This window comes from Micromonospora sp. WMMD1082, from assembly GCF_029626175.1.
Lineage (GTDB): Bacteria > Actinomycetota > Actinomycetes > Mycobacteriales > Micromonosporaceae > Micromonospora.
This window is the reverse complement of sequence record NZ_JARUBM010000002.1, coordinates 6,414,683-6,441,088: the sequence shown is the minus strand read 5'-3', so window position 1 is coordinate 6,441,088 and position 26,406 is coordinate 6,414,683. Positions and strand designations below refer to the sequence as shown.

The 26,406-nt window shown below is 70.8% G+C and carries 12 protein-coding genes and 1 pseudogene; 12 read left to right on the top strand and 1 reads right to left on the bottom strand.

What is annotated here, in order from left to right; genetic code table 11:
- Positions 1 to 290: 290 nt before the first annotated feature.
- Positions 291 to 1,205 (top strand): annotated as a pseudogene (locus O7615_RS29695) (LacI family DNA-binding transcriptional regulator); the annotation flags it as partial.
- Between the two features lie 165 nt (positions 1,206 to 1,370).
- Here O7615_RS29695 and O7615_RS29690 read toward each other — a convergent pair.
- On the bottom strand, positions 1,371 to 2,393 hold the full coding sequence (locus O7615_RS29690; protein WP_278181092.1) for a LacI family DNA-binding transcriptional regulator: 1,023 nt from the start codon (positions 2,391 to 2,393) through the stop codon (positions 1,371 to 1,373).
- A gap of 277 nt (positions 2,394 to 2,670) precedes the next feature.
- Between O7615_RS29690 and O7615_RS29685 the strand changes: the two genes are divergently transcribed.
- The 11 genes from O7615_RS29685 to O7615_RS29635 all read left to right on the top strand — a co-directional run bounded on the left by O7615_RS29685 (position 2,671) and on the right by O7615_RS29635 (position 26,349).
- The gene (locus tag O7615_RS29685; protein ID WP_278181091.1) at positions 2,671 to 4,116 is read left to right on the top strand and encodes a family 43 glycosylhydrolase; all 1,446 of its coding nucleotides are present in this window, start codon (positions 2,671 to 2,673) and stop codon (positions 4,114 to 4,116) included.
- Positions 4,113 to 7,397, top strand: coding sequence for a discoidin domain-containing protein (locus O7615_RS29680; RefSeq protein WP_278181090.1), 3,285 nt, complete (start codon positions 4,113 to 4,115; stop codon positions 7,395 to 7,397). The genes O7615_RS29685 and O7615_RS29680 overlap by 4 nt, the downstream gene beginning before the upstream one ends.
- Before the next feature lie 452 nt (positions 7,398 to 7,849).
- Positions 7,850 to 9,148, top strand: coding sequence for a sugar ABC transporter substrate-binding protein (locus tag O7615_RS29675; protein ID WP_278181089.1), 1,299 nt, complete (start codon positions 7,850 to 7,852; stop codon positions 9,146 to 9,148).
- A 120-nt stretch (positions 9,149 to 9,268) separates the two neighbouring features.
- Complete coding sequence (locus O7615_RS29670; RefSeq protein ID WP_278182281.1) at positions 9,269 to 10,186, top strand: sugar ABC transporter permease; 918 nt, start codon at positions 9,269 to 9,271, stop codon at positions 10,184 to 10,186.
- 5 nt (positions 10,187 to 10,191) lie between these two features.
- Positions 10,192 to 11,109 (top strand): carbohydrate ABC transporter permease, encoded by a 918-nt coding sequence (locus tag O7615_RS29665; protein WP_278181088.1) that lies wholly within the window; start codon positions 10,192 to 10,194, stop codon positions 11,107 to 11,109.
- A gap of 2 nt (positions 11,110 to 11,111) precedes the next feature.
- A complete protein-coding gene (locus O7615_RS29660; protein ID WP_278181087.1) occupies positions 11,112 to 13,052 on the top strand; it encodes a beta-L-arabinofuranosidase domain-containing protein in 1,941 nt (646 codons plus the stop codon).
- Between the two features lie 101 nt (positions 13,053 to 13,153).
- Positions 13,154 to 17,893, top strand: coding sequence for an Ig-like domain-containing protein (locus O7615_RS29655; protein ID WP_278181086.1), 4,740 nt, complete (start codon positions 13,154 to 13,156; stop codon positions 17,891 to 17,893).
- A gap of 70 nt (positions 17,894 to 17,963) precedes the next feature.
- Positions 17,964 to 21,155 (top strand): family 43 glycosylhydrolase, encoded by a 3,192-nt coding sequence (locus O7615_RS29650; protein ID WP_278181085.1) that lies wholly within the window; start codon positions 17,964 to 17,966, stop codon positions 21,153 to 21,155.
- Between the two features lie 25 nt (positions 21,156 to 21,180).
- Positions 21,181 to 21,813: a hypothetical protein gene (locus O7615_RS29645; RefSeq protein WP_278181084.1), complete on the top strand. Its 633-nt coding sequence runs from the start codon at positions 21,181 to 21,183 to the stop codon at positions 21,811 to 21,813.
- 68 nt (positions 21,814 to 21,881) lie between these two features.
- Positions 21,882 to 22,955 carry a hypothetical protein gene (locus O7615_RS29640; RefSeq protein WP_278181083.1) on the top strand — a complete coding sequence of 358 codons (1,074 nt, stop codon included), beginning with the start codon at positions 21,882 to 21,884 and terminating at the stop codon, positions 22,953 to 22,955.
- A gap of 1 nt (position 22,956) precedes the next feature.
- The gene (locus O7615_RS29635; RefSeq protein WP_278181082.1) at positions 22,957 to 26,349 is read left to right on the top strand and encodes a beta-L-arabinofuranosidase domain-containing protein; all 3,393 of its coding nucleotides are present in this window, start codon (positions 22,957 to 22,959) and stop codon (positions 26,347 to 26,349) included.
- The last annotated feature ends 57 nt before the right edge of the window (positions 26,350 to 26,406 follow it).

The window sequence follows — 26,406 nt, the reverse complement described above, 5'->3', positions numbered from 1 at the left end:
TGTCCACTTGGTCCCCACCCGGCGACCGTCGAGCGCGCGGGCCACCGCCGGGAGACGTTGCCGAAATCCTTTTCGAGGTCCATTGTCGGAGGGGGGCCCGGCACGCTCCGGTGCCCGGCGGGGCTACCGGCCTCCGGGCGACGCGTCCGCGTTCGTCGGGGACCAGCGAGGAGAGCGGTGTGATCGAGAACCACAGGCGGGCGGCGGTGCGGGGGCCGCGATCGGAGGCGTCCGTCCCGCCGTCCGGTGACCGGTCCGGCCGCCCGCTCCAACGACCGGGCCGCACGATCATGAGCGATGTCGCGGACCTGGCGGGGGTCTCCACCCAGACGGTCTCCCGGGTCGTCAACGGGCATCCGCACGTCGCGGCCGACACCCGGCGGCGGGTGGTGGCGGCCATGCGGGCGCTGGACTACCACCGCAACCTGACGGCTCGCGCATTGGCCACCAGGCGGTCCGGCACGCTCGGAGTCGTGGGTTACGCGAGCCCGCTGTACGGGCCGACCGCCATGCTGTACGCGATCGAGGGGGCGGCCCGCGCCGCGGGCTACTTCGTCAGCGTCGCCAGCGTGCGGCATCCCGACCGGCGGTCGGTGCGTGACGCGGTCGACTGGCTGCGCGGCCAGTCGGTGGAGGGGATCATCGCGATAGCGCCGAAGGCGCCCATGGCCGGCGCGCTCGCCGAGGTGTCGACCGAGCTGGCCTGCGTGACCGTGGGCGGGTGCGGTAGCCAGGCGGTTCCGAACGCGCGGATCGACAATGCGGCCGGCGCGGAACTGGCTATCCGACACCTGCTCGACCTGGGGCATCCGACCGTCCACCACGTGTCCGGGCCGGGCGACTGGCCAGAGGCGGGCGAACGGGCCGCCGGCTGGCGGGCGGCGCTACGCGCCGCTGGTGCGCCGGTGCCGCCGTCGGCGCCCGGTGACTGGAGCGCCCGCGCCGGATTCGAGCAGGGCGGGCGGCTGGCGCGCGATCCCTCCGTCACCGCCGTCTTCTGTGCCAGCGACCAGATCGCCCTCGGTGTGCTGCGGGCGCTGCACGAGGCCGGCCGGAGAGTCCCGGACGACGTGAGCGTGGTCGGCTTCGACGGCACGCCCGACGCGGCGCACTTCCTGCCACCGCTCACGTCGGTGCGACAGGACTTCGCCGAACTCGGCCGGCGCAGCCTGCGGCTGCTGCTGTCGCAGCTCGACCGGGCCGGTGGCCCGCAGATCTCCGGGCGCGAACTGCTGGTGCCGGAGCTGGTGATCCGACACAGCACGGCAGCCCCGCCCGGCGACCGCCGCCCGGGACTCGGCTCGCTCGGGCGAGCCGTGGAGAACGCGGCCCAGCCGGGCTCGGCGGCGTACTGCCTCGCCGGGCGGAGATCAGGTGGACCGCGCGGGTCCGGTGGACTCGCGTACCACGAGGCGGCCGGGCTGCCGGATGACACCGGAGCCGGCGTTGCCGTCCAGCGCGGCGAAGAGATGGTTGACCGCGGCGGCACCGAGCTGTTCGAGGTTGAGGTCCACGGTGGTCAGCGGCGGGCGGCAGTCGGCGGCGAAGAGCTCCCAGTTGTCGTAGCCGACGATCGCCACGTCGTCGGGAACTCGCCGGCCGAGGCCACGCAGGGTGTCGGCGACGCCGGCGGCGACCTGGTCGTTGCCGCAGAAGATCGCGTCCACGTCCGGTCGGGCGGCCAGCAGCAGCCGGGCGGCGTGCCGACCCCAGCGTTGCGACCACTCGCCGTAGAGCGGATCTCCGGCCGGACTGAGCCCGGCCTCGGCGAGCACCGTCCGTAGTCCGGCCACCCGGTCCCGTGCCGCGCGGTAGGTGTCCGGCCCGGTGATGTGCCCGATCCGGTGTCGGCCGTGCGACACCAGGTGTTCGGCGGCGAGCCGCGCACCGCCCTCGTCGTCGGCGACGATCGACAGGTCGCGCGGGTCGGTCGACTCGGCGTAGGCGTAGACCACCGGGACCGGGATGTCCCGGGTCAGCGACGGGCGCAGGTCGTTGCTGTCGCCGACCACGATGAACCCGTCGACCTGTCGGGCCAGCAGGGTACGGATGTAGTGCTGGCGGCGGATGGCGTCGCCACGGGCGTCGCAGAGCAGCACGGACATCTGGCCGTTGCCGAGGGCGTTCTCGGCGCCGAGCAGGATCGGTATGGCGAACCGGCCGCCGAGTTCGTCGGTGAGCAGCCCGACCGTGCGGGTACGCCCGGAGATCAGGCCGCGCGCCAGCACGTTGGGCTGGAAGGAGAGTTCGGCGGCGGCCTTCAGGACCCGCTCCCGGGTGGCCGGGGCGACCTCGGCCCGGCTGTTCAACGCCTTGGAGGCGGTGGCCACGGAGACACCGGCGCGGTTCGCCACGTCGCTCAGCGTCACGTACTGGGATCGTCGTCGGCCCACCGAAAGCCTTTCGCAAACATTTTAGGACGGCCGGCAGGTGCCTCGCCGTCCCGGTGCTGCCAGGAAGCGTAGTGCCCAAGCAGGTTGCGGGGAAGGTGACCGCGCTGCCTGAGGGGCCTCAAGTTTTACCTGACCGACATCTTGTCGAAAGGGTTTTCGTACTTCACTCTGACGGCTGGAAGTGATGGGCGCCAATGCCGTGCACCCGTCCCGTACCACCCCGCGCATGCACCGCACCGGCGCCACCCGTCCCGTTTCCTGCCGACAGGAGATCTCCATGCGACGACGCCCCGTTGTCCGCGTCCTGGCCGCCGGGTGTGCCGCGACGCTGGCCGCGAGCCTGGCCCTCGCACCGCCCGCCTCGGCCGCCAACCCGATCATCACCACCATCTACACCGCCGACCCCGCCCCCCTCGTGGTGGGCAACACGATGTACATCTACGCCGGCCGCGACGAGGCACCGGCGGGCACCAACAACTTCGTCATGCGCGAGTGGCACGTGCTCTCCTCCACCGACGCGGCGAACTGGACCCACCACGGCGCCCGGGCGAACATCGGCACGTTCGGCTGGGCCGGCGCGGACGCCTGGGCCAGCGAGGTCGAACACCGCAACGGCCGCTACTACTGGTACACCTCGGTCAACGGCAACGGGCCCGGCTGGATGAACATCGGCGTCGCCGTCGCCGACAGCCCGCTCGGCCCGTTCACCGACGCCAAGGGCGGCCCGCTGATCAGCGACAGCACGCCGAACTCCGCGCCGCTGAACATCGACCCGACCGTCTTCGTCGACGACGACGGTCAGGCGTACCTGTACTGGGGCGGCTACTGGGGGGCGCGGGCGGTCCGGCTGGCCAGCAACATGATCGACACGGTGGGCCCGGTGGTCACCCCGCAGGGGCTGACCCACTTCTGGGAGGCACCGTTCATGTTCAAGCGCAACGGCCTCTACTACATGATCTACGCGGCCAACGACACCCAGGGCTGCGTCACCTCGTCGAGCTACGCCTGCCAGCGCTACGCCACCGCCACCAACCCGATGGGGCCGTGGACCCACCGGGGCGTCGTGCTCGGCCAGGTCTCCTCGACCACCAACCACGCCGGAGTCGCCCAGCTCAACGGCCAGTGGTACATGGTGTACCACAACGCCAACGCCCCGGGCGGCGGTAACTTCCGCCGCTCCGTCGCGGTGGACCGGATGTACTTCAACGCCGACGGCACCATCGTGCCGGTGGTGCAGACCAGCACCGGCCCGCCGCCCAACCCCGGCGGCGGTGGCAGCCAGCCGCCGGCCGGCACCAACCTCGCGCCGAGCGCGACCGCGTACACCTCGTACGTGTCGGCCTGGGAGAGCCTCGCCGCGATCAACAACGGTGGCGTGCCGGCCAGTTCCGCCGACCGCTCCCACCTGGCCTACGGCAACTGGCCGCAGCAGGGCACCCAGTGGATCGAGTACCGCTGGCCCACCACCCGCAGCATCAACCGCACCGCCACCTACTGGTTCGACGACGACCAGGGCATCGACCTGCCCGCCTCCTGCCAGGTGCAGTACTGGAACGGCAGTGCGTACCTGCCGGTGCCGGGCCAGTCGACCTGCGGCGTGGCCGGCAACACCTACAACGTCACCACGTTCAGCCCGGTCAGCACGACCCGGCTGCGGCTGAGCATCACCTCCCGTAGCGGCTACTCCACCGGAGTCCTGGAATGGATGGCGTTGCAGTCATGAGCGGACGACAGCCCCTGCGCGCGAGCCTGGCCGCGCTCGTCACGACGACCCTGGTGGCGGGCAGCCTGGCCGTCACCACCGGCGGGCCGGCCCATGCGGCCCAGACCATCGGCTACCCCACCTTCTCCGGACCGGCCGTCCCGGCGCCGCCGGTCGGCTACTCGACCGGCAACACCATGCAGGCCATCTACGACGCCGAGAGCGCCGGCACCGACTTCTGGCTGGACCGGCTGCTCGCCCGGCCCGGCAACGACCCGGCCGGCACCTGGCTGATGACGCGGGGTCGTGGCCTGTTCATGTACACCCACAACCCGTCGGTGATCGGGTTCGGCGGCAACACCGCCTACTGGGACAACATCAGCAGCCAGAACGCCTACGCCATCACGGCCAGCACCGGCAGCCTCACCGAGCAGGTGGCCCAGCGGTGGCAGGCGCCCAGCCACTGGCGGGGCGTGCACACCGGCGGCGGGCTGCGGATCGACGTCACCAAGTTCATCACCCACCACAACGTCGCGGTGACCAACCTGACCGTGACCAACACCGGCACGGCGAGCAGCACCGTACAGCTGCGGGTCACCTCGCCGTACGCCACCTCGGGCAGCGGCGGCGAGCTGACCGGCACCCGCCAGGTGAAGAACAACCTGACCACCATCCGGCCCCGGCTCTCCGGCGACGGGTTCACCGTCAGCAGCGGTGGACTGAACCGTTCGGTCACTCTCGGCGCCGGCCAGAGCGTGACGACCAAGGTGCAGCTGGGCTTCGTCACCGACGAGATCCCCGAGTCGCTGACCGAGTACACCAGCTACCGCAACGCCACCCCGCCGAACGCGTTCGCCACCCACGTGCGGGAGTACCACCGCTGGTGGGCGGAGAACGTGCCGTACATCGACGTCCCGGACCCGGCGATCAAGAAGAACATCTACTACCGCTGGTGGCTGATGCGCTTCAACCACCTCGACGCCGACATCCCCGGCCAGGACTTCCAGTTCCCCACCTCGATCGAGGGAGTCACCGGGTACAACAACGCGATCGTGCTGACCCAACCCATGCACGTGGACGACCTGAAGTACCTGCGCAACCCGATCTACTCGTACGGGCCGTGGCTGTCGGTCGGGCAGTCGTCGGCCAACGGCCGGTTCATGGACAACCCCGGCGACCCGGAGAACTGGTCCAACAGCTACACCCAGTACCTCTCCGAGGCCGCCTGGCGGGCGTACCAGCTGCACGGCGGTCAGCCGGCGATGCTGCACAACTTCGCCCGGTACGCCGAGATGGACGTCAAGGGTCAGCTCGCCGCCTACGACACCAACAACAACGGGGTGATCGAGTACAACTGGGGCGCGATGACCGGCAACGACGCCGACGCGGTGTCGTTCCACTGGCGCTCCGGCAACCTCGACCGCGCCGAGGGGGCCTACCTCTACAGCAACGCCCTGGCCGCCGCGCAGGCGTACACCGTGCTGGGCAACACGGCCAAGGCCACCGAGATGCAGACCCTGGCCAACCGGGTCCGCGACGGCATCGTCAACGTGCTGTGGAACCCGAGCCGGCGGCTGCTGGAGCACCGGCACGTGGCCACCAACACCCACGTGCCATGGAAGGAGATCAACAACTACTACCCGTACTCCGTCGGGTTGATGCCGAACACCGCGACCTACCGCGAGGCCCTGCGGCTCTTCGACGACCCGGCCGAGTATCCGATCTTCCCCTTCTACACCGCCAACCAGCGGGACAAGGCGGCGGCGGCTGCGGCCGGCAACCCTGGCAGCAACAACTTCTCGACCATCAACTCCACCGTGCAGTTCCGGCTCTACTCGTCGGTGCTGCGCAACTACCCGAACCAGTGGATGACGGCCGAGCACTACCGGAAGCTGCTCTACTGGAACGCCTGGGCCCAGTACGTCAACGGCAACACCCAGTGGCCGGACGCCAACGAGTTCTGGTCCAACTGGAACGGCTCGTCGATCACCTACCGCTCCTGGATCCACCACAACATCCTGGGCAGCAGCAACTGGACGGTGGTCGAGGACGTGGCCGGGCTGCGGCCGCGCAACGACAACACCATCGAGCTGTGGCCGATCGACATCGGCTGGTCGCACTTCGCGGTCAACAACCTGCGCTACCGCAACGCGAACCTCAGCGTCGTCTGGGACGACCCGGCCGACGGGGTGACCCGCTACCCGGGAGTCCCGCAGGGCTACTCCGTCTACCTCAACGGCAACCGGGTGGTCACCGTCGACCGGCTGACCCGGGTGCAGTACAACCCGGCCACCGGCGCGGTCACCCTGCCGGCCGGCGGCACGACCACCTTCAGCGCGGCGTTCTCCGGCCTGCAACTGCCGCAGAACGTCAACCACACCTCGGCGCGGATGGTGGACATGTTCGCCAAGGCGGGCGTCGACCTGACCTCGACCACGCCGAACCTGGCCCAGGGCGCGTCGGCGTCGGCGTCGTACACCGCCTCCGGCACGTCCACCGCGGCGGCCGTGGACGGCTTCCCCACCAACGCGCCGATCTGGGGCAGCTCCGGGTCGCCGAACGCGATCGACTGGTACGAGGTCAACCTCGGCCAGTCCCGGACGGTCGACGACGCGTGGCTGTTCTTCCGCGACGACCGTGCCGGTAACCGGTACCGGGCACCGGCGTCCTACACCGTCCAGTACTGGAACGGCAGCGCCTGGGTCAACGCCGCGAATCAGGTGCGGACCCCGGCGACGCCCCGGGCCAACCACAACCGGGTGCGGTTCACCCCGGTCAGCACCCAGCGGCTCCGGGTGCAGATGCCCCACGCCTCCGGATTCCGCACCGGCCTCACCGAGGTCAAGCTCTACGGTCGGGGCGGCACCCCGCCGCCGTCCGGGAACCTGGCCGGCTCGGCGACACCCTCGGCGTCGTACACCTCGCCGTGGGAGACGGTGGCGGCGCTCAACGACGGGATCGACCCGCCGTCGTCGAACGACACCGTCAATCCGCGGTGGGGGACCTGGCCGAACGCCGGGCAGCAGTGGGCGGAGCTGACCTGGCCGGCGGCGCAGACCCTGCGCGCGGCGGAGGTGTACTTCTTCGACGACAACGGCGGGGTGCGGTTGCCGGCGTCGTGGCGGTTGCAGTACTGGACCGGCACCGGGTACGCCGACGTGCCCGGGGCCAGCGGCTATCCGATCGCGATCAACCAGTACAACCGGGTCACCTTCCCGGCCGTGAGCACGTCCCGCCTGCGGGTGGTGTTGCAGGCGGGCACCGCCTCGGTGGGGCTGCTGGAGGTCAGAGCCAGCGGTTGAGCGGTCGGGGAGACGAGCGGCGGGCGGACCGGTGGTCCGCCCGCCGCGTGCCGTCCCACCCCCGCGTCGCCGTCCCGTCGCCGACTGCCCACCGAAATGCTTTCGCAAACTTTTCAGGCCGGCCGGCAGGTGCCCGGCCAACCCGGATTTCGGGCAAGCGTACTGCGCAGAGCGGGTCAAGCGGAAGTGGGACGTACGCCGAGGGGCGTTCGGATTTTACCCGTCCGACATCTTGCCGAAAGCGTTTTCGTCGGACACGCTAGCGGCGGAACGTGACACCCACCACCTCGGCGGCGGCGGACGACCTGATGCGCGAGCCGCGCCGGATCCGGCGAGAGGCGGAGACGGATGAGGACGTACGCGGCAGCGCGCCGAGGTGGCGCGAACCGTGACCGTCGCGAGTGGATCCGGCCCGATCAGCCGACGCAACCGATAACCCAAGGAGAGAAGTCATGAGGAGAACCCTGGGCAGACGCGCTGCCCTGCGGTCGCTGGCCGGCATCCTCGTCGCGGCGCTGACCGTCGGCGTGGCGGCGTGTGGCAGCGACGATCCGAGCGGCCCGAGCGCGGCGGAGGCCGGACCCGACGGCATCGACGACGGCAGCGAGCTGACCCTGTGGACCCGCGCCCCACTCGAGAAGCAGGCGAAGCTGCTCGTCGACGCCTACAACGCCAGCCACCAGAACACGGTCAAGCTGACCGTCGTGCCCAACGACGACTACGTCGCGAAGGTCGGTGCGGCAGCCGGCGCGAACGGCCTGCCGGACCTCTTCGCCGCGGACATCGTCTACGTGCCGAACTGGGTGAACCAGGGGCTGTTCCAGGACCTCAGCACCAACATCAACGGGCTCGACTTCAAGGACTCCATCAACAAGGGGCACCTCTCGGCCGGCACCGTCGACGGCAAGGAGCACGTCCTGCCCTTCGTGCTCGACCTGTCGATGCTCTTCTGGAACAAGCAGCTCTTCAGCGACGCCGGGCTGGACCCGGAGAAGGCCCCGGCGAACCTCCAGGAGTACGCCGCCGCCGCCAAGGCGGTGCAGGCCCTGAACCGGGACGGCGTCTACGGCACCGCGGCCGGACTGAACTGCGGCGGTTGCCTGGTCTTCACCTGGTTCCCCGCCATCTGGGCCGGCGGCGGGCAGGTGCTCAGCGAGGACGGCACCGAGTCCAAGCTCGCCGACGACACCGCCCAGCAGGTCTACCGCACCTGGCAGGACCTGTGGCGCTCCGGCGCGGTGCTGCCCTCGTCGGCGGGCGAGACCGGTCCGACCTGGACCGCCGGCTTCACCGAGGGCAACGTCGGCCTGATGTTCTATCCGGCGACGCTGCTCTCCTCGACCCCGTTCGACGCCGGTGTCGCCGGCATCCCCGGCCCCACCGGAGGCGCCTCCACCTTCGTCGGTGGCGACGGCATCGGTGTCTCGAAGGACTCCACGAAGGCGGCGCAGGCCTGGAACTTCCTGAGCTGGATGATGTCCGAGCAGGCCCAGGTCGAGGTGCTGGCGAAGAACAAGGACGTGGTGTCGCGCGCCGACCTGGCGAACAACCGGTACGCCGCCGAGGACCCACGGCTGGTCACCATCAACGAGGTGGCCGGCCAGGGTGACACACCCGTCGCACTGAACTTCCAGCAGGCGTTCAACGCGCCGAACAGCCCGTGGCTCACGCTCGTCCGCAACCAGGTGCTGAACGACGGCGGTGACGTGCAGAAGGACAACGGCGAGATCACCGCCGTGCTCCAGCAGTAGCGGGCTCCGGCAGGCGTGTGCCGACCGACGGCACCCTCAGGCCGGCACACGCCAGCGACCGGACACGAGGTGGGCGGGTCGACGACCGTCCGCCGCCGAATCGACGAGAGGCCCGTGCTGATGAGCGTCACCGCACCGTCCCGCCCGCCCAGTGCGGCGCCGCGGGGCCGCGCGCGCCCCCGCGGCCGGCAGGCCCTGCTCGGCTGGCTCTACGCGACACCGACCGCGGTGTTCGTCGTCGCGCTCTTCGCGATCCCACTGCTGTTGGTCGTCAAGATGTCGGTGTCGAGGTGGCCGCTGCTCGCCGGTGACCAGGGGATCAACGCCCCCGACAACTTCGTCAAGGCGATCGACCACCGGTTCTTCACCGACTCCGTCGTGTTCACCGTCAAGTACACCGTGCTCGCGACCGTACTGCTGCTGGTGCTCGGGTTGGGCCTGGCCCTGCTCGTGCAGGAGTCGAGCCGGTGGAACAACCTCATGCGGGCCTCGTTCCTGATCCCCAGCGCCCTCGGCCTGGCCTCGGCGTCCCTGCTGTTCTACGTGCTCTACTCGCCGTACGCGAGCCCGCTGGCACCCGTGATGGACCAGCTGGGCATCACCTTCCTCGGTTCCCCGAACGCGGCGCTCTTCTCGACCACCTTCCTCATCGTGTGGCGCTACGCCGGCTTCTACATGGTGCTCATGCTGGTCGGCCTGCAGGGCATACCGGCGGACGTGTACGAGGCCGCCCGCTCGGACGGCGCCACCCGGTGGCAGACCTTCCGGAAGATCACCCTGCCGCTGCTGCGCCCGACGCTGGCGCTGACGACCGTGCTCTGCGTGACCGGCTCCCTGCTCGCCTTCGAGCAGTTCTACATCCTCACCAAGGGTGGTCCGGACAACAGCACGATCACCGTCGTCCAGCTCATCTACATGGTGGCGTTCCAGGGGCAGAACGACCTCGGCGTGGCGGCCGCCCTCTCCGTGATCGTCCTGCTGGCCCTGATCCTGATCAACGCGCTGCAACTGCGCGCCTTCCGGTCCGAGGAGAGCTGACGCCGATGGTCGTCGTGTCCAGATCCAGTTCGACCGCCGCCGGCGGAACACCTCTGCCCATCCGCACGCCGCCGGCCCGGCCGACCAGGCCCACCGGCGTCACCATCGCCGGCATCGCGCTGCGCACGCCGTACTGGGTGTTCACCGGGGCGGTGGGGCTCATCTTCCTGGCTCCGCTGGTCTGGACGGCGGTCGCCTCGGTCGCCCCGCAGGCCGGCACGAACCAGGTGGACGGCTGGGGGCTCGGCAACTACCAGACACTGGCCAACTACCAGGCCGGCGTCTGGCGCTACCTGGCGAACTCCACGTTCGTCTCGCTGCTCGCGGTCGCCCTGACGCTGCTGATCTCCCTCCTCGGCGGCTACGCGTTCGCGCGGTTCCGTTTCCCGGGAAGGAACATCCTGTTCCTCGTCACGCTCGCCATCCTCATGGTCCCGTACGCGACGTTGCTGATCCCGCTCTACGTGTTGCTCAACCAGGTCGGGCTACAGAACTCCCTGGTCGGTGTCGCCCTCGTGCTCACCATGTTCCAGCTGCCGTTCTCCACCTTCCTGATGCGCATCTCCTTCGAGGCGGTGCCCCGTGAACTCGACGAGGCCGCGTTGGTCGACGGATGCTCGTCGTTCGGCGCCCTCTGGCGCGTGCTGTTGCCGGCGGTGAAGCCCGGTCTGATCACCGTCGGGCTGTTCGCGTTCCTCGCCGCGTGGAACGACTTCATGGCGCCGCTGATTCTCATCAACGACACCGAGCGCATGACCCTTCCGCTCGCGGTGTCCAACCTGCGCGGCCAGGTCCAAGGTGTCGTCGACTACGGGGCGACCGAAGCGGGCGTCGTCGTTCTCGCCCTCCCGTGCATCGTCCTGTTCCTGCTGCTCCAACGACACTACGTGCGCGGCTTCATGTCCGGCGCGCTGAAGGGATGACCATGAGCGGCACCGTACCCATGGCCGCGCCTGTCCTGCCGGTCCGTGGCCGGCTCCGGCCGCTCGGGCTGGACGCAGTGCGTGGCACGGGCGGATTCTGGGCCGAGCGTCAGTCGATCAACGGCACGGCGACCCTCGACCACATCGCACACTGGCTGGAGCGGGAGGGCTGGATCGGCAACTTCGACCTCGCCGCGCGGGGCGGCCTCCCGTACGGGCGCCGGGGACGCGAGTTCTCCGACTCGGAGATCTACAAGTTCCTCGAGGCGATGGCGTGGGAGATCGGCCGGACGGGCGACGCGCGGACCGAGTCGCGGTTCCGGGCGACGGTGCGACGGGTCGCCGCGGCACAGGAGCCCGACGGTTACCTCAACACCATGTTCGGTCGCCCCGGTCAGGCGCCCCGCTGGTCCGACCTCGAATGGGGCCACGAACTCTACTGCGTCGGCCACCTCCTGCAAGCCGCGGTCGCCCGCGCCCGGACGCGTCCCGGCGCGGACGACGGGCTGCTCGCAGTGGCCTGCCGGGCGGCCGACAACGTGTGCGACACGTTCGGCCCGGACGGCATCGACGGCCTCTGCGGGCACCCGGAGATCGAGACCGCGCTGGTGGAACTCGCCCGGACCTGCGGCGAGGACCGCTACCTGGCTCAGGCCGCGCTCTTCGTCGACCGGCGCGGTCACGGCCGGCTCAGCGACGTGGAGTTCGGCCGGGAGTACTTCCAGGACGAGCTTCCGGTCCGGCAGGCGACCGTGCTGCGGGGGCACGCGGTGCGGGCGAACTACCTCGCCGCCGGCGCCGTCGACGTCGCCGTCGAACTGAAGGACGCCAGCCTGCTGGAGGCGGTACGCCACCAGTGGCGCAACGCGGTGACGCGGCGCACCTACGTCACCGGCGGGCAGGGCTCCCGCCACCAGGACGAGGCGTTCGGCGAGGACTGGGTGCTGCCCCCGGACCGGGCCTACTCGGAGACCTGCGCCGGTGTCGGCTCGGTGATGCTCGCGTGGCGGCTGCTGCTCGCCGACGGCGATCCCCGCTACGCCGACCTCATCGAGCGGACGCTGTTCAACGTGGTGTCGACCTCGCCGTCGGCGGACGGGCGGAGCTTCTTCTACACCAACACGCTGCACCGCCGGGAGCTGGGCACCCGCCCCGACGCCGACCGGCCCAGCCTGCGCGCGGCGGCCTCGCTGCGGGCGCCCTGGTTCGAGGTGTCGTGCTGCCCGACCAACGTCGCCCGCACCCTGGCCAGCCTGACCGCGTACGTCGCCACGGTCGACGACGAGGGCCTCCAACTCCACCAGTACCTGCCCGGCACCGTCGAGCACCGCCTCGCCGACGGGCGTCACCTGGGGGTGACCGTCGCGACCGACTACCCGCACGACGGGACCATCCGGGTGCGGATCGACACCGACGACGACCGTCCCTGGTCGCTGTCGCTGCGGGTGCCCGGTTGGGCGGCCCGGGGTGCGACGGTGACCGTCGACGGGGAGACCCGGCCGGTCGGCCCCGGCACCGTCACCGAGCACCGGAGGTGGCGGCGCGGCGACGAGGTCGTGCTGTCCCTGCCGACGGTGCCCCGCTTCACCTACCCGGATCCGCGCATCGACGCCGTCCGTGGCTGCGTGGCGGTGGAACACGGCCCGCTCGTGTTCGCCCTGGAGTCCGTCGACGTGCCGGGCGTCGAGTCCGTCGACGAGCTGCGCGTGGACGTCAGCCAGCCGCCCCGCCTGGTCGACGGCCGGGTCACCGTGTGCTGCCGGCGCGTACGCCCGCGAGACCACGAATGGCCCTACCTGACCGACGCGGTCGAGTCGGCGCCGGTGGTCGGCGAAGCGCTCGACGAGGTGGCGCTCGTGCCGTACCACGCCTGGGCCAACCGTGGCCCCTCGACCATGCGCGTCTGGCTCCCCACGGTCACCGACCAGCCGGCACCGGCCTGAGGGCGGGCCCGATGTTAGCGCTAACTCGCACACCACCACCGGGGTGCATCGCTGGTGACGCCTCACCCGGCCAGCGGCACCGATGACGAGGAGGAAAGAAGATGAGCAGGAGACGCGTGCGGCGGGTGCCCCTCTGGGGCGCCCTGGCCGCGCTGGTCATGGGAGGGATGGTCGGCGTGCCCTCCGCGGCCCACGCCGCCGGTCCCGTCCTGCCCGGTAACGAGGGTGACGTCGGGGTCTACACCAACGGGCAGAACCACGCCATGGAGATCGGCGACCCGGTCTACAGCAACGTCGGCGACGTCGCCGACCAACTCCGGCCCGGCGTGCCGTTCACGGCGGGAAACATGCACCAGTCGATCTTCGACCGGGATCTCGCCGGCGGCGGCACCGACTACTACCTCGACCGCATCCTCGGCGTCCGTGGCACCCTCGGGTCGGCGGTGCTGATGACCCGGGGCCGTTCCCTGTACCTGCGGGGCGCGAGCAACAACAACTTCACCACCATGGGCTTCGCCGGCAGCGCGTACGTCGGCGGCCCGAACAACCTCGGCAACCTCTACACCGTCACGGTGCCCGGGCAGACCGTCACCGAGGTCAACGCGAACCGGTTCAACGCGCCGAGCCACGCCAGGAGCCGGTACACGATCGGGACCACCGGCGTCACCGCCGACCTGACCAAGTTCATCACCTACGACAACGTCGCGGTCACCGCCATCGACTTCGCCAACCCCGGTGGCTCGGCGGCCACCCTCACCGTCCGTGCCGCGTCACCGCTGGCCACCCAGGCCGGTACGGGCGACGCCGCGCTCACCGGCACCCGCACCATCACCAGCGGCGCCAACAACGGACTCGTCGACACGGCGTGGGACACCATCAGGGTCGACCTCACCGGTGCCGGCTTCACCCGCACCGGCAGCAACCTCGACCGGGAGATCACCGTGCCGGCCGGCGGCTCGGTGTCGTTGTCGGTCGTCGCCGCCGTCTCCTCGGCCACGCTGCCCGACACGGTCGAGAGCTACCGGGAGTACGCGCAGCTGTCGCCGGCCGAGGCCGTGCGCACCGGGATCACCGACTTCAACCGTCGCTGGGCACAGGACGTGCCCTACATCAACGTGCCCGATCCCGCCCTGGAGAAGGCCATCGTCTACCGCTGGTGGGGCGAGCGCTACAACTCGCTCGACGCCAACGCGTCGGGGCACGTCTACCAGTACCCGACGACGATCGAGGGGGTGAACCTCTACCAGAACGCCGTCGCGCTGACCCAGCCGATGCACCTGCAGGACACCAAGTGGCTGCGTACGCCCTACCTGCCGTACGGCCAGATCCTGAACATCGGTGAACTCTCCGGCTCCTCGGCCTTCCTGGACAGTCCGGGGCACACGAGCTGGAACAACCACTACTCGCAGTACCTCGGGACCGCGGGGCTTGAGGCGTACCAGGTGCACGGCGGCGGCCGGGAGATCGCCCGGAAGTTCGCCGGCTACTTCGAGGGCGACGGCGTCGGCCAACTTGAGCACTACGACGGCAACAACGACAAGCTGATCGCGTACGACACCAACTACATGCCGGGCAACGACGCCGACGCCATCACGTTCGGCTACCCGAAGTCCAATGCCGGCGCACCCGGCGCCCGGACGATCGAGCGCCCCGAGTCGGCGTACGTGTGGGGAGCGTTCGAGGCCGCCCGGCAGCTCTACCAGATCTCCGGCGCCGACCAGGCCAAGGTCGACGAGATGGCGACCGGCGCGACCCAGATCCGCGACGCGATCCTGGACCGGCTGTGGAGCCCCGACACGCGGATGTTCCTGGCCGGTACGTCGCACGGCGCCACCAGCGCGGCCAGCTCCAACGGCCGGGCCAATCCGCTGCCCGCCTCGGCCCGGAACCTCATCCCGGCAAAGGAGTCCAACCTCTACGACATCTACGCCGAGAACCTCATCCCGTTCGACCAGTGGCAGACCTACGTGGACGGGTTCCGCTTCCTGACCTACGGCGACAACTTCCCGATCTTCCCGTTCTACACCGCCAACCAGTACGACCGGTCGGCCTACGGGATCGGCGGCTCCAACAACTTCTCCAACATCAACTTCACCGTGCAGTACCGGGGTGTCCGCTCGGCGCTGCGCCACTACGACCCGGAGCAGAAGTACATCACCCCGGCCTACGCCAAGCGGCTGCTGGACTGGATGGCCTGGAGCATCTACCCGGGTGGCGATCTGCGGGTCGCGAACCAGGCCGAGTACTACTCGAACTGGAACGCGGCGGCGAGGACCTACAACCGCAACAACCCCAACCACATCATGCTCGGCAACATGAACTACATCTTCGTCGAGGACATGGCGGGCATCCAGCCGCGTGCCGACGAGAAGATCGAGCTGTGGCCGATCAGGTTCGGCTACGACCACTTCATGGTCAACAATCTGCGCTATCACGGGCAGGACGTCACCATCGTCTGGGACCCCGACGGCAGCAGGTACGGTCTCGGTGCCGGCTACAGCCTCTTCCTCAACGGCGAGAGGAAGGTCAGCACCGACAGGCTCGGCAAGCTCACCTACGACCCGAACACGAACCAGGTCCAGGTCGAGGAGGGCCTCAGCGTCACCTTCACCGCGACGACCGGGGCGGACTTCCCGAGCGCGGTGGACACCCCGATCGCCGACGAACGGGTCGTCGGCTATCTCAAGACGGCCGGTATCGACCTCACCGAGGACGCACCGAACCTGGCGGCGGGCGCCGACCTCGGCTCGTCGTACACCCAGCAGGGCGTGCGGCCGACGCCGTGGCGGCAGTTCCACACACCAGGCTGGAGCACCACCTCGATGAACCACACGCCCGGCGCGATCTCGGTGACCGAGCGGCCGGTGTCGCTGGCGGCCGTCACCGACGGGGTCACCGCCAACGAGCCGTACTGGGGTAACTACGGCACGACCGACCGCAACGGCCACATCGAACTCGACCTGGGGTCGGCGAAGTCCTTCGACAACGTGAAGGTGTTCTTCGTCAGCGACCGGCAGGCGGGTGGCTACCGCGAGCCCGCGCGCTGGTGGGTCCAGGTGCCCGACGGCGCCGGCGGCTGGCGGGAGGTACCGGACCAGTTCAAGAATCCGACCGTCCCGTCGGCGAAGTTCAACGAGGCGCTCTTCGCGACGGTGACCTCGGACAAGCTGCGCATCGCGTTCACGAACAATCCGACCTTCTTCACCGCGGTCTCCGAGATCCAGGTCTTCGACTCGGGACGCGACGTACCGGAGGTCGCCAACCAGGCACCCGTCGTCACCGCCGGGCGCGACGGCGCGGGCGACGGCAACCTGTCGACCCGGCTGGTCGGCACGGCGTCCGACGACGGCATCCCCTACGACAGCGAGCTGACCTTCGGCTGGGAGACCGTCTCCGCGCCGGAGGGAGCGGGCGTCATCTTCGCCGACGCGACGGCGCTGGCGACCCGGGTGACGGGGACGGTTGCCGGCGACTACGTGTTCCGGTTCTTCGCCGACGACGGCGAGAAGCGGTCGGTGGCGACCGTGGCGTTGACCCTCACCGCGCGGGAGGTCACGGCGGAGTTCGGCTCCTCGGCGACGATCAGCACCAGCGGCAGCGCGTCGTGGGAGAACCACTCGCGGGTCAACGAGGCCACCACCCCGAACAGTTCGAACCCGGGCGCCGGGAACGGCTGGGGCACCTGGGGCCAGCCGCAGAACGGCACCAGCGTGGCGAACACGGCGTGGATCCAGTACCGGTGGACCGCGCCGGTGCGGCTGTCGTCGACCGACATCTACTGGTACGACGACAACGGCGGCACCCGCCGGCCGACGGCCACCACGTACGCCATCGAGACCTCGGAGAACGGGACCACCTGGACGCCGGTCACGCTGACCGAGGGCTCGACGTACGCCGGTGGGCTGGTCGCCAACGCCTACAACCGCTTCGGGTTCACCCCGGTGACCACCAGCTACCTGCGGATCCGCATCTGGGGCGTGCAGGGCGGCGGCGCCGGCACGGGTGTGTTGCGCTGGCGGGCCAACGGCGAGACCGTCGACTCGGTCCGCTCGCCGGTGCTCATCCGCACCGGTGTCGGCGAGGTGCCGACCCTGCCGGGCACGCTCGACGCGGTCTACGCCAGCGGCGAGCGCGGCACGGTCGCGTTCACCTGGCAGGAGATCACGACCGAGCAGGTGGCCGAGCCCAACGTCGACCCGTTCGTGGTCTACGGCACGAACGACGCGTACGGGCTGATCGCCGAGGCCCGGATCTACGTGCGGCCGGAGATGTCCACCGGCGGCATCTCGATCCAGGGAGCCGAGACGTTCGCGCAGACCGTCGAGGTGGGGGAGCTGCCCTACCTGCCGGACAAGGTGGAGGTCTCCTACAACGACGGCTCCCGGGACAACCAGGCCATCGGTGTCGACTGGGACTTCGACGAAACCGTCGTCGACACCCCCGGTCGCTACACCGTCATCGGTGACCTGATCCTGCCTCCGTACGTCAGCGAGGCCGGTGCCACCCGGACCACGCTGACCCTCACCGTGGGCGACCCGCCGCAGACCCCGACGTGGGACGTCGAGGTGCAGGCCCGCACCCAGTGCACCGGCACCAACGCCTACGTCGCGGTCACCGCACGCAACGCCGAGGACGTGCCGCTCACGATCGAGCTGGTCACGCCGTACGGGTCGCGCACGGTCGGCGACGTGGCCGCCGGGAAGTCCGCCTTCCAGGCGTTCAACACCCGGGCCAGATCGGTGCCGGCCGGTACCGCGACGGTGCGGGTCACCGGCACGGTCGACGGCGCGCCGGTGACCACGGAGATCCCGGCGCCGTTCGGCGCGCTCAACTGCGGCTAGCCCTCGTGGTGGCGGCGCCCGACACCGGCGCCGCCACCACCCCCCGCGTCACCGTGAGGAGACCGACACCGTGAACACCACCGTGGGGCGCGGCGCCGCCGCACCCACCTCCCGGCCGTCGCGCCGGTTGCGCAGGGCGGTCGCCGTGGCGGCGGTCGCCGGGCTCGTCGCCGGTGGCCCGGCCGGGATCGCCAGCCCCGCCCAGGCCGCCGAACCCGAGTCGTACACCTTCACCAACACCGTCAACCCGATCCTCGGCGACGGCAGCTACTACTCCGCCGACCCGGCCCCGGTCGTGGTGCCGGCCGGCGCACCCGGCAACGCCACCGACCGCGACCAGCTCTACCTCTACACCGGCCACGACCAGGCCGGACCGTCCACCAACGACTTCGTCATGAACGAGTGGGGCGCGTTCCGGACCACCGACGTCGAGGCCGGCGAGTGGACCCACTTCCCGTCGCTGCTGCGCCCGGAGGCCGTCTTCGCCTGGGCGACCCCCGGCCGCGCGTACGCCGGCCAGGTGGTCCGGGGCGTCGACGGCCGCTACTACTGGTACGTCCCGATCCACGAGCGGGACAGCCCGGCTCCGGACAGGTTCGCCATCGGGGTGGCCGTGTCGGAGAGCCCGACCGGCCCGTGGACCGACCACGCGGGTGGACCGATCATCTCCCAGCGGGTGCCCACGCCGAACACCATCCACAACATCGACCCGACGATCCTGGTCGACGGCGAGGCACCCCACCAGCGCGTCTACCTCTGGTGGGGCTCCTTCGGCCAGCTCCGGATGCTCGAACTCCAGCAGGACATGAAGACCCCGACCGGCAGCCCGCGCTCCGTCACCGGCCTGACCGGCTTCTTCGAGGGAGCGTGGGCCTTCACCCGCCACGGCACCTACTACCTGGCGTACGCCGGCAACAACGCCGGCCCGACCTCGCCGTGCACCCCGGCGAACTACCACGCCTGCCTCGCCTACGCCACGGCGGCGTCGCCGGAGGGGCCGTGGACCTACCGGGGGACCTTCCTGCGGCCGGTCTCCTCGACCACCAGCCATCCGGGTGTCCTGGAGTTCGACGGCCGGTGGTACCTCGCGTACCACACCGCCGACGCCGTGGGCGGTGGCCACTTCCGCCGGTCGGTGGCGATCGACCCGGTCGAGTGGGACGACACGCTGACCCCGCCACGGATCAAGCTCGTCACGCCGACGCCGGCCCGGGGGCGCGACCTCACCCCCCGGCCGAACATCGCCCAGGAGGCCCGGGTCAGCGTCTCCAACGAGCCGGTGCCCACCCAGTACTGGGTGCGGGCGCTCAACGACGAGATCGTCCGGTCGAACCCGCTGCCACCGGACATGTGGGGGACCTGGACCGGCAACAACCCGCCGCAGCAGTGGGTGCAGTACGCCTGGGACCAGCCGATGCGGATCTCCGGCTCGCAGATCGACTTCTGGAACGACCAGCCGCAGGGCACCGGCGTGGGCGTCGCGGCGCCGGCCCGCTGGCGCATCGAGTACTGGGACCTCGACGCCGGGCGGTGGGCCGAGGTGCCGAACCCGAGCGGCTTCCCGACCGGCACCCAGGGCTTCCAGAACACCACCTTCGACCCGGTGACCACCACGCAGGTCCGGGCGGTGTTCGACGCGTCGACCAACGGCAGCACCTACTCCGCGGTGGCGGTCGAGGAGTGGAAGATCCTCGCCGCGCCGCCCGACTCCGTCACCGCGCCCGCGATGACGGTGGAGGTGGACGAGGTCGACCTGCCCGACACCCTGGCCGTCTCCTTCGGCGCGGAGACGCTGCGGGTGCCGGTCTTCTGGGACCCGGTGACGCCGGCGGACGTCGCGGCGCCGGGGACGTTCACCATCCGGGGCACCGTGCTCGGTCACGCCGCCGGGCGGGTCTCCGCGCCGGTCACCGTGGTCTCCCCGGACGACACCGAGGGCGACGAGACGGCACCGACGGTGACGCTGACGCCCAGTGGCAGTGCCGGCGGCGCGGGCTGGTTCCGGTCCGCGGTCCGGGTCCGGGTCGCCGGTGTCGACGACCGTGGGGGCCGACTGACCATCTCCGCCCGGGTGGACGACGGCCAGCCGGTCGTCGCGGCACCGGTCCGGTCGGTCGACGTCGACGTCACCGGGGACGGCGGGCACACCGTCACGGCGACCGCGACCGACCGCGCCGGCAACGTCTCGGCACCGGAAACGCTCGCGGTACGCATCGACGCCACGGCACCGGTCAGCGTCGCCACCGTGCACGGCGTCACCCGGTCGGTAACGCTGACCGCGAGCGACGCGACCTCCGGGGTCGCCGGGATCGAGTACGCCATCGGCACCGGCGCGTGGACCGCCTACGGCGGTGCCATCGCGGCACCGGACGGGAACCGGCACACCGTGTCGTTCCGCGCGTTCGACGTGGCCGGAAACCTGGAGACCGCCCGGACGGTCGCCATCCCGGCGGACCTGTCCGGGCCACTCACCGGCAACATCGGGCCGATCGCGACCCCGACCGCCTCCTACACCGCGGGGTGGAACAGCCTCACCGCGCTCAACGACAACGCCGACCCACCGAACCCGAGCCAGGCGCAGATCTGGGGCACCTGGTCCGGCACCCGTCCGGCCACCCAGTGGGTCCAGTACGACTGGACCCGCCCGGTCCGCGTCACGGGCACCGAGCTGAAGTTCTGGCGGGACGCCAACCAGGGCAGCGGCGACGGCGTGGCCGAGCCCGACGGATGGGTCCTCCAGCACTGGGACGAGGCCGGTTCGGCCTGGCGCGACGTGACCGGCGCGTCCACCTACGGCACCAGCACCACGGCGTTCAACACCGTCTCCTTCGACCCCGTCACCACCCGACGGGTCCGGGCCACGGTCCGGGCCAACGGCAACGGCACGACCCACTCGGCGGTGGCGATCACCGAGTGGCGGGTCTTCGCCGACGACCAGGGCGTCCCACCCGGGCTGCCGATGACGGTGGCCGCGCAGGCGCGGTGTGTCGCCGGCACGGCGTACGTCGCGGTGCAGGCCCGTAACGACCATGACGCTCCGGTGGACATCGTGCTGGTGACGCCGTACGGCCAGCGGTCGGTGCCGGCCGTGGCGCCGGGGGCGAACGCCTTCCAGCAGTTCACCACCCGGGCGGCCTCGGTGCCGGCCGGTGCGGCGACCGTCCGGGTCACCGGACCGGTCGACGGTCAGAACGTGACGACCGTCCGTTCCGCGGAACACCCCGGCGTCACCTGTGTCGGTGACGCCCGGCAAGCCCAGTAACCAACGACCGACAGTGGAGTGTCGAATGAGTACACGGAATCACAGACGGCTGTTCGCCGCGGGTGCCACCGGTGCCCTGCTGGCCGGGACGGTGGCGGTGTCGTCACCGGCCCTGGCCGACCCTGGGGACCGCGCCGACGTGGAGGTGACGGTCGACATCGAGGAGATCGCCGAGCCAGGGGTGCTGGCGCTGTCGATCGCCGGAGACTCGGTCGCGTTGTCCGAGGACGGTTCGACGCTGCTGGTGCGCCAGTTCACCGGCACCCTGCCGACGGTGACGGTGACCGACACCCGGACAGCGGACGAGGTGCCGGAGGGTGCGGCGTGGGCGGTGCTGGGTAGCGCCACCGACTTCGTCGGGAGTGCCGGCCAGGCGCCGATCGGCGCCGGCCACCTGGGCTGGAAGCCACGCCTGCTGGACGGCGGTGACACCGGGTTGGTGAGTGAGGGCGAGGAGGTGGTGACCGTCCTCGACGAGCCGACGCAGCCGGGCAACAACGTCGGCCTGGTGGACCAGGAACTGCTGGTGTCGACGTTCGACTCGGGAGCGGTGGCCGGTGCCGAGTACGCGGTCAACGCCGACCTGTTCCTGCGTACCCCGGCGGACGTCGCGGCGGGTGCGTACACCTCGACGTTGACCCTGTCCCTGTTCGAGTGAGGCCCGGGTGGGGGCCGTCGCGCGACGGCCCCCACCGCCGCCACCCGCCGTGTCGAAGGGACCTGGTCATGATCCGTACCGCGTCAGGGGCGTTGCCGCGACTGGTCGCCGCGCTGGTCGCGCTGGTCGTCGCCGGGCCGGTCGCGCCCGCCGCCGCGGCGGAGCCCACCAGCCCGACGGTGACCTGGGCGGTGCAGCCGGCCGACGAGCGCGGCCCGGATGGCCGCCGGTGGGTCGAGACCACCCTCGATCCGGGCCAGGTGGTGACCGAACACCTGGCGGTGCGGAACTTCAGCGACTCGGCGGTGGTCTTCTCGTTGCAGGCCGCCGACGGCTACCTGACCGACAAGGGGCGCTTCAACATGCTCGCCGCCGACCAGCAGTCGGTGGACGGCGGCACCTGGATCGACGTGCAGGAGACGGTCACCGTCGGGGCGGGGCAGACGACGGTGGTGCCGTTCACCATCACCGTGCCGCCGGACGCGACGCCGGGAGATCACCCGGCCGGTGTCGCGGCGACGATCACCAGCGGCGCCGGGACGGTGGCGGTGCAGAGTCGGGTCGGGTTCCGGCTGATGCTGCGCGCCAGCGGCACGGTCACCGCGGCGCTGGCGGTCAGCGACCTCGCCGTCAGGTACCAGCGTTCCTGGAACCCCTTCACCGCGGGCACCGTGCACGTCGGCTACACCGCGACGAACGCGGGCAACGTCGCCGTGACCGGCGCCGGCCGGGTGCGGGTCGCCGAGTTGTTCGGCGCGACCGGCCGCGACGTGCGGGGCGGGGTGGCGGAGTTGCTGCCCGGCGGTGGCCGGCAGGTCCAGGCGCGGGTGGATGGGGTCTGGGGGTGGGGACGGCTCACCACGACGGTCGAGGTGACCCCCTCCGTCGTCGCCGGTGACCCGACCGGCGCCGAGATCCGCCCCGGCGCGGCCACCGTGACGGTGTGGACCCTGCCCTGGCCACAACTGGCCCTCGCGGCCGTGATCATCGCGCTGCTGTTCGCCTACCGGGCCATCGCCCGCCGGCGTCGCCGGCACCTCGCACAGCTGCTCGCCGACGCGCGGGACGAGGGCTGGGCGCGCGCCCGCGCCGCGGTGGGCGGCTCCCCGATCGGCAGCACCGAACCGGAAAGGAAGACCTGACGTGGCCGAATCCGACAAGCTTTCCGTCAGCCGCCGTCACGTTCTGCGGGCATCCGCCATCGGCGCCGCCGCGGTGACCGCCGTGGGCGCCCTACCGGCGGCCACCGCCCATGCCGCGGCGCCCACCGGGATCACGCCCGGCCCGGCCTGGCCCGCCGCGATCCCGAACGATCCAGGTCCCGGCGGCACCGCCCCGGTCAGGCCGTTCCCACTGCGTGACGTGACACTGGGCGACGGCCTGCTCCAGGAGAAGCGCGACCGCATGAAGCACTATCTGCGGCAGTTCGACGAGCGGCGCTTCCTCGTCCTCTTCAACGAGCAGGCCGGCCGGCCGAACCCGCCCGGCGTTCCCGTACCCGGAGGGTGGGAGGACGGCGGGCTGCTCAGCGGACACTGGGCCGGTCACTTCATGACGGCCCTGGCGCAGGGCTACGCCGACCACGGAGAGCCGATCTTCAAGAGCAAGCTCGACTGGATGGTCGACGAGCTGGCGGCATGCCAGGCCGCGATCACCGCTCGGATGGGCGACGGCGGTCCGGGCGGTGAGGATCCGCAGGAGCCGCCGATCGGGCGGGTGCCGGCCCGCTTCGGCAGCGGCCTACGCCTCAACGGCGCCAGCCGGGCGCAGTACGTGACCCTGCCCCAGGAGGCGATCAGCCAGCTCACCGACTTCACCATCGCCACCTGGGTGAATCTCGCCGCCGCCCAGAGCTGGAGCCGGCTGTTCGACTTCGGTCAGAACACCACGATCAACATGTTCCTGACCGCGCGGGCCGGCGTCACCGGCAACGTGCCGAGGTTCGCCATCACGGTCGGTGGCAGCGGTGCCGAGCAGCGGATCGACGGCGCGTCGGCGCTGCCGACCAACCAGTGGGTGCACCTGGCCGTCACGCTCGCCCAGAACACCGGCACGCTGTACGTGAACGGCCAGCAGGTCGGCCGGAACCCGAACATGACCCTCAGCCCGGCCGACCTCGGCAACCCCGGAAACCGCTGGATCGGGCGATCCCAGTACGGGGATCCGTACCTGGACGCCACCGTCGACGAGTTCCACATCTTCGACCGGGCGCTGGGCGAGCCGGAGGTGCGGTCGTTGCTGGACTCGCCGGCCGGCAGCACCGGCGGCGGGTCGATCGCCTGGTACCGGTTCGAGGAGCAGGACGGCTCCACGATCAGGGACTCCTCGCCCCACGGTCGCGACGGTGGGATCGTGGCGAGCCAGGGCGGCGGGACCGCCCTCTGGACACCGACCCACCCCGGATACCTGGGCGCGATCCCCGAGGACGCGGTGCTGCGCCTCGGTCCGCCCCGGTGGGCGGTGTACGGCGGCAACACGGCCACCAACACCTGGGCGCCGTGGTACACCCAGCACAAGATCATGCGTGGCCTGCTCGACGCGTACTACCACACCGACAACCAGCGGGCCCTCGACGTGGTCGTCACGATGGCCGACTGGGCGCACCTCGCGCTGACCGTCGGGGACAAGAACCATCCCGCGTACCCGGGGCCGATCACCCGGGACAATCTCAACTACATGTGGGACCTCTACATCGCCGGCGAGACCGGCGGGGCCAACGAGGTGTTTCCCGAGATCTACGCACTCACCGGCGACGCGAAGCACCTCGACACCGCCCGGCTCTTCGACAACCGCGAGTCCCTCTTCGACGCCTGCGTCGACAACCGCGACATCCTCGTCACGACCCCGCAGACCAATCCCGGGCGGCGCCGTCCGGACCGGTTGCACGCCAACTCGCACGTGCCGCAGTTCGTCGGCTACCTGCGCGTCTACGAGCACAGCGGCGACCGCGACTACCTCCAGGCCGCCAGGAACTTCTTCGGCATGGTCGTGCCGCACCGCATGTACGCCAACGGCGGTACGAGCGGCAACTACCCGGGCTCCAACAACAACACCGAGTTGTTCCAGAACCGGGGCAACATCGCCAACTCGATCGCCCAGGGCGGCGCGGAGACCTGCACCACGTACAACCTGATCAAGCTGGCGCGTAACCTGTTCCTCCACGAGCAGGACCCGGCCTACCTGGACTACTACGAGCGCGGCCTGCTCAACCAGATCGCCGGTTCGCGCGCCGACACCACGAACGTCAGCAACCCGCAGGTCACCTACTTCCAGCCGTTGACCCCGGGCACCGTCCGCAGCTACGGCAACACCGGCACCTGCTGCGGCGGCACGGGCATCGAGAACCACACCAAGTACCAGGAGACGATCTACTTCAAGTCGGCCGACGGCGGGACGCTGTGGGTCAACCTGTACGCGTCGTCGACGCTGACCTGGGCCGAGCGGGGCTTCACCGTCACCCAGGAGACCAGTTATCCGCGCGACGACCGCACCACGCTGACCGTCAACGGCAGCGGTCCGCTCGACATCAAGCTGCGGGTGCCCGGCTGGGTCCGCAACGGCTTCCTCGTGACGATCAACGGTGAACCCCAGCAGGTCGACCCGAGGCCCGGCAGCTACCTGACCGTGCGCCGGAGCTGGCAACCGGGCGACACCATCGACATCCGGATGCCGTTCAGCATCCGGATCGAACGGGCGCCGGACCGTCCCGACACGCAGTCGATCTTCTGGGGCCCGGTACTGATGCAGATCCTGGGGAACCCGGGCGGCGGGAACTACCGCGAGCTGTCCCTGTACCGCCACCTGAAGCGTGACGGTGACTACGCCCGCTCGGCGATCACCCACGCGAGCACGACGGCGGCGGGCGACAGGCTCTTCGCCACGCAGGGCTTCAGCCTGCGGCCGTACTACATCGGCGACACGCAGGCCGCCTCGTCGTACTTCCGGCGGATCGAGCCGACGGTCGTCTTCGGATCAATCGACACCGGAGTCCCCAACCGCAAGCGCGACGACGGTCTGCCGCACTACGACGTACCCGTGGCGGGCGTCGAGTCACCCGGCAGCGACGGCCCCACCTTCCTCGACCTGGTCTGGGACGAGGCGCCGTTCGCCGGCCACGGCGAGTTCGTCTCGACCGTCACCCGCATCGCCGACGAGTTCGTCGCGGCGGCGGTCTTCACCCCGGCGGAGCGGGAGTCGGTGGTCTCGCACGCCGGCCGGGCGGACCGGGAACTCGATCCGGCGCCCGCGTGGAACGTCGAGGTCCAGGTCCGCGCGCAGGTCACCGGCACCAACGCCTACGTCTCGGTCAGCGCGCACAACGCCGACGAGGTGCCGCTCACCATCGAGCTGATCACGGCGTACGGCTCACGGACGGTGACCGGTGTCGCCCCGGGCCGGGCCGCCTACCAGGCGTTCAACACCCGGGCCGGGTCGGTGCCGGCGGGCGCCGCGACCGTCAGGATCACCGGAAGCGTCGACGGCGAGCCGGTGACCGCACAGATCGAGGCGCAGTACGACGCGATCAGCGTCGGCTAGCCCGGTGGTGGTGGCGGTGTCCGGCCGGGCACCGCCACCACCACGCGCCCGTCGTGC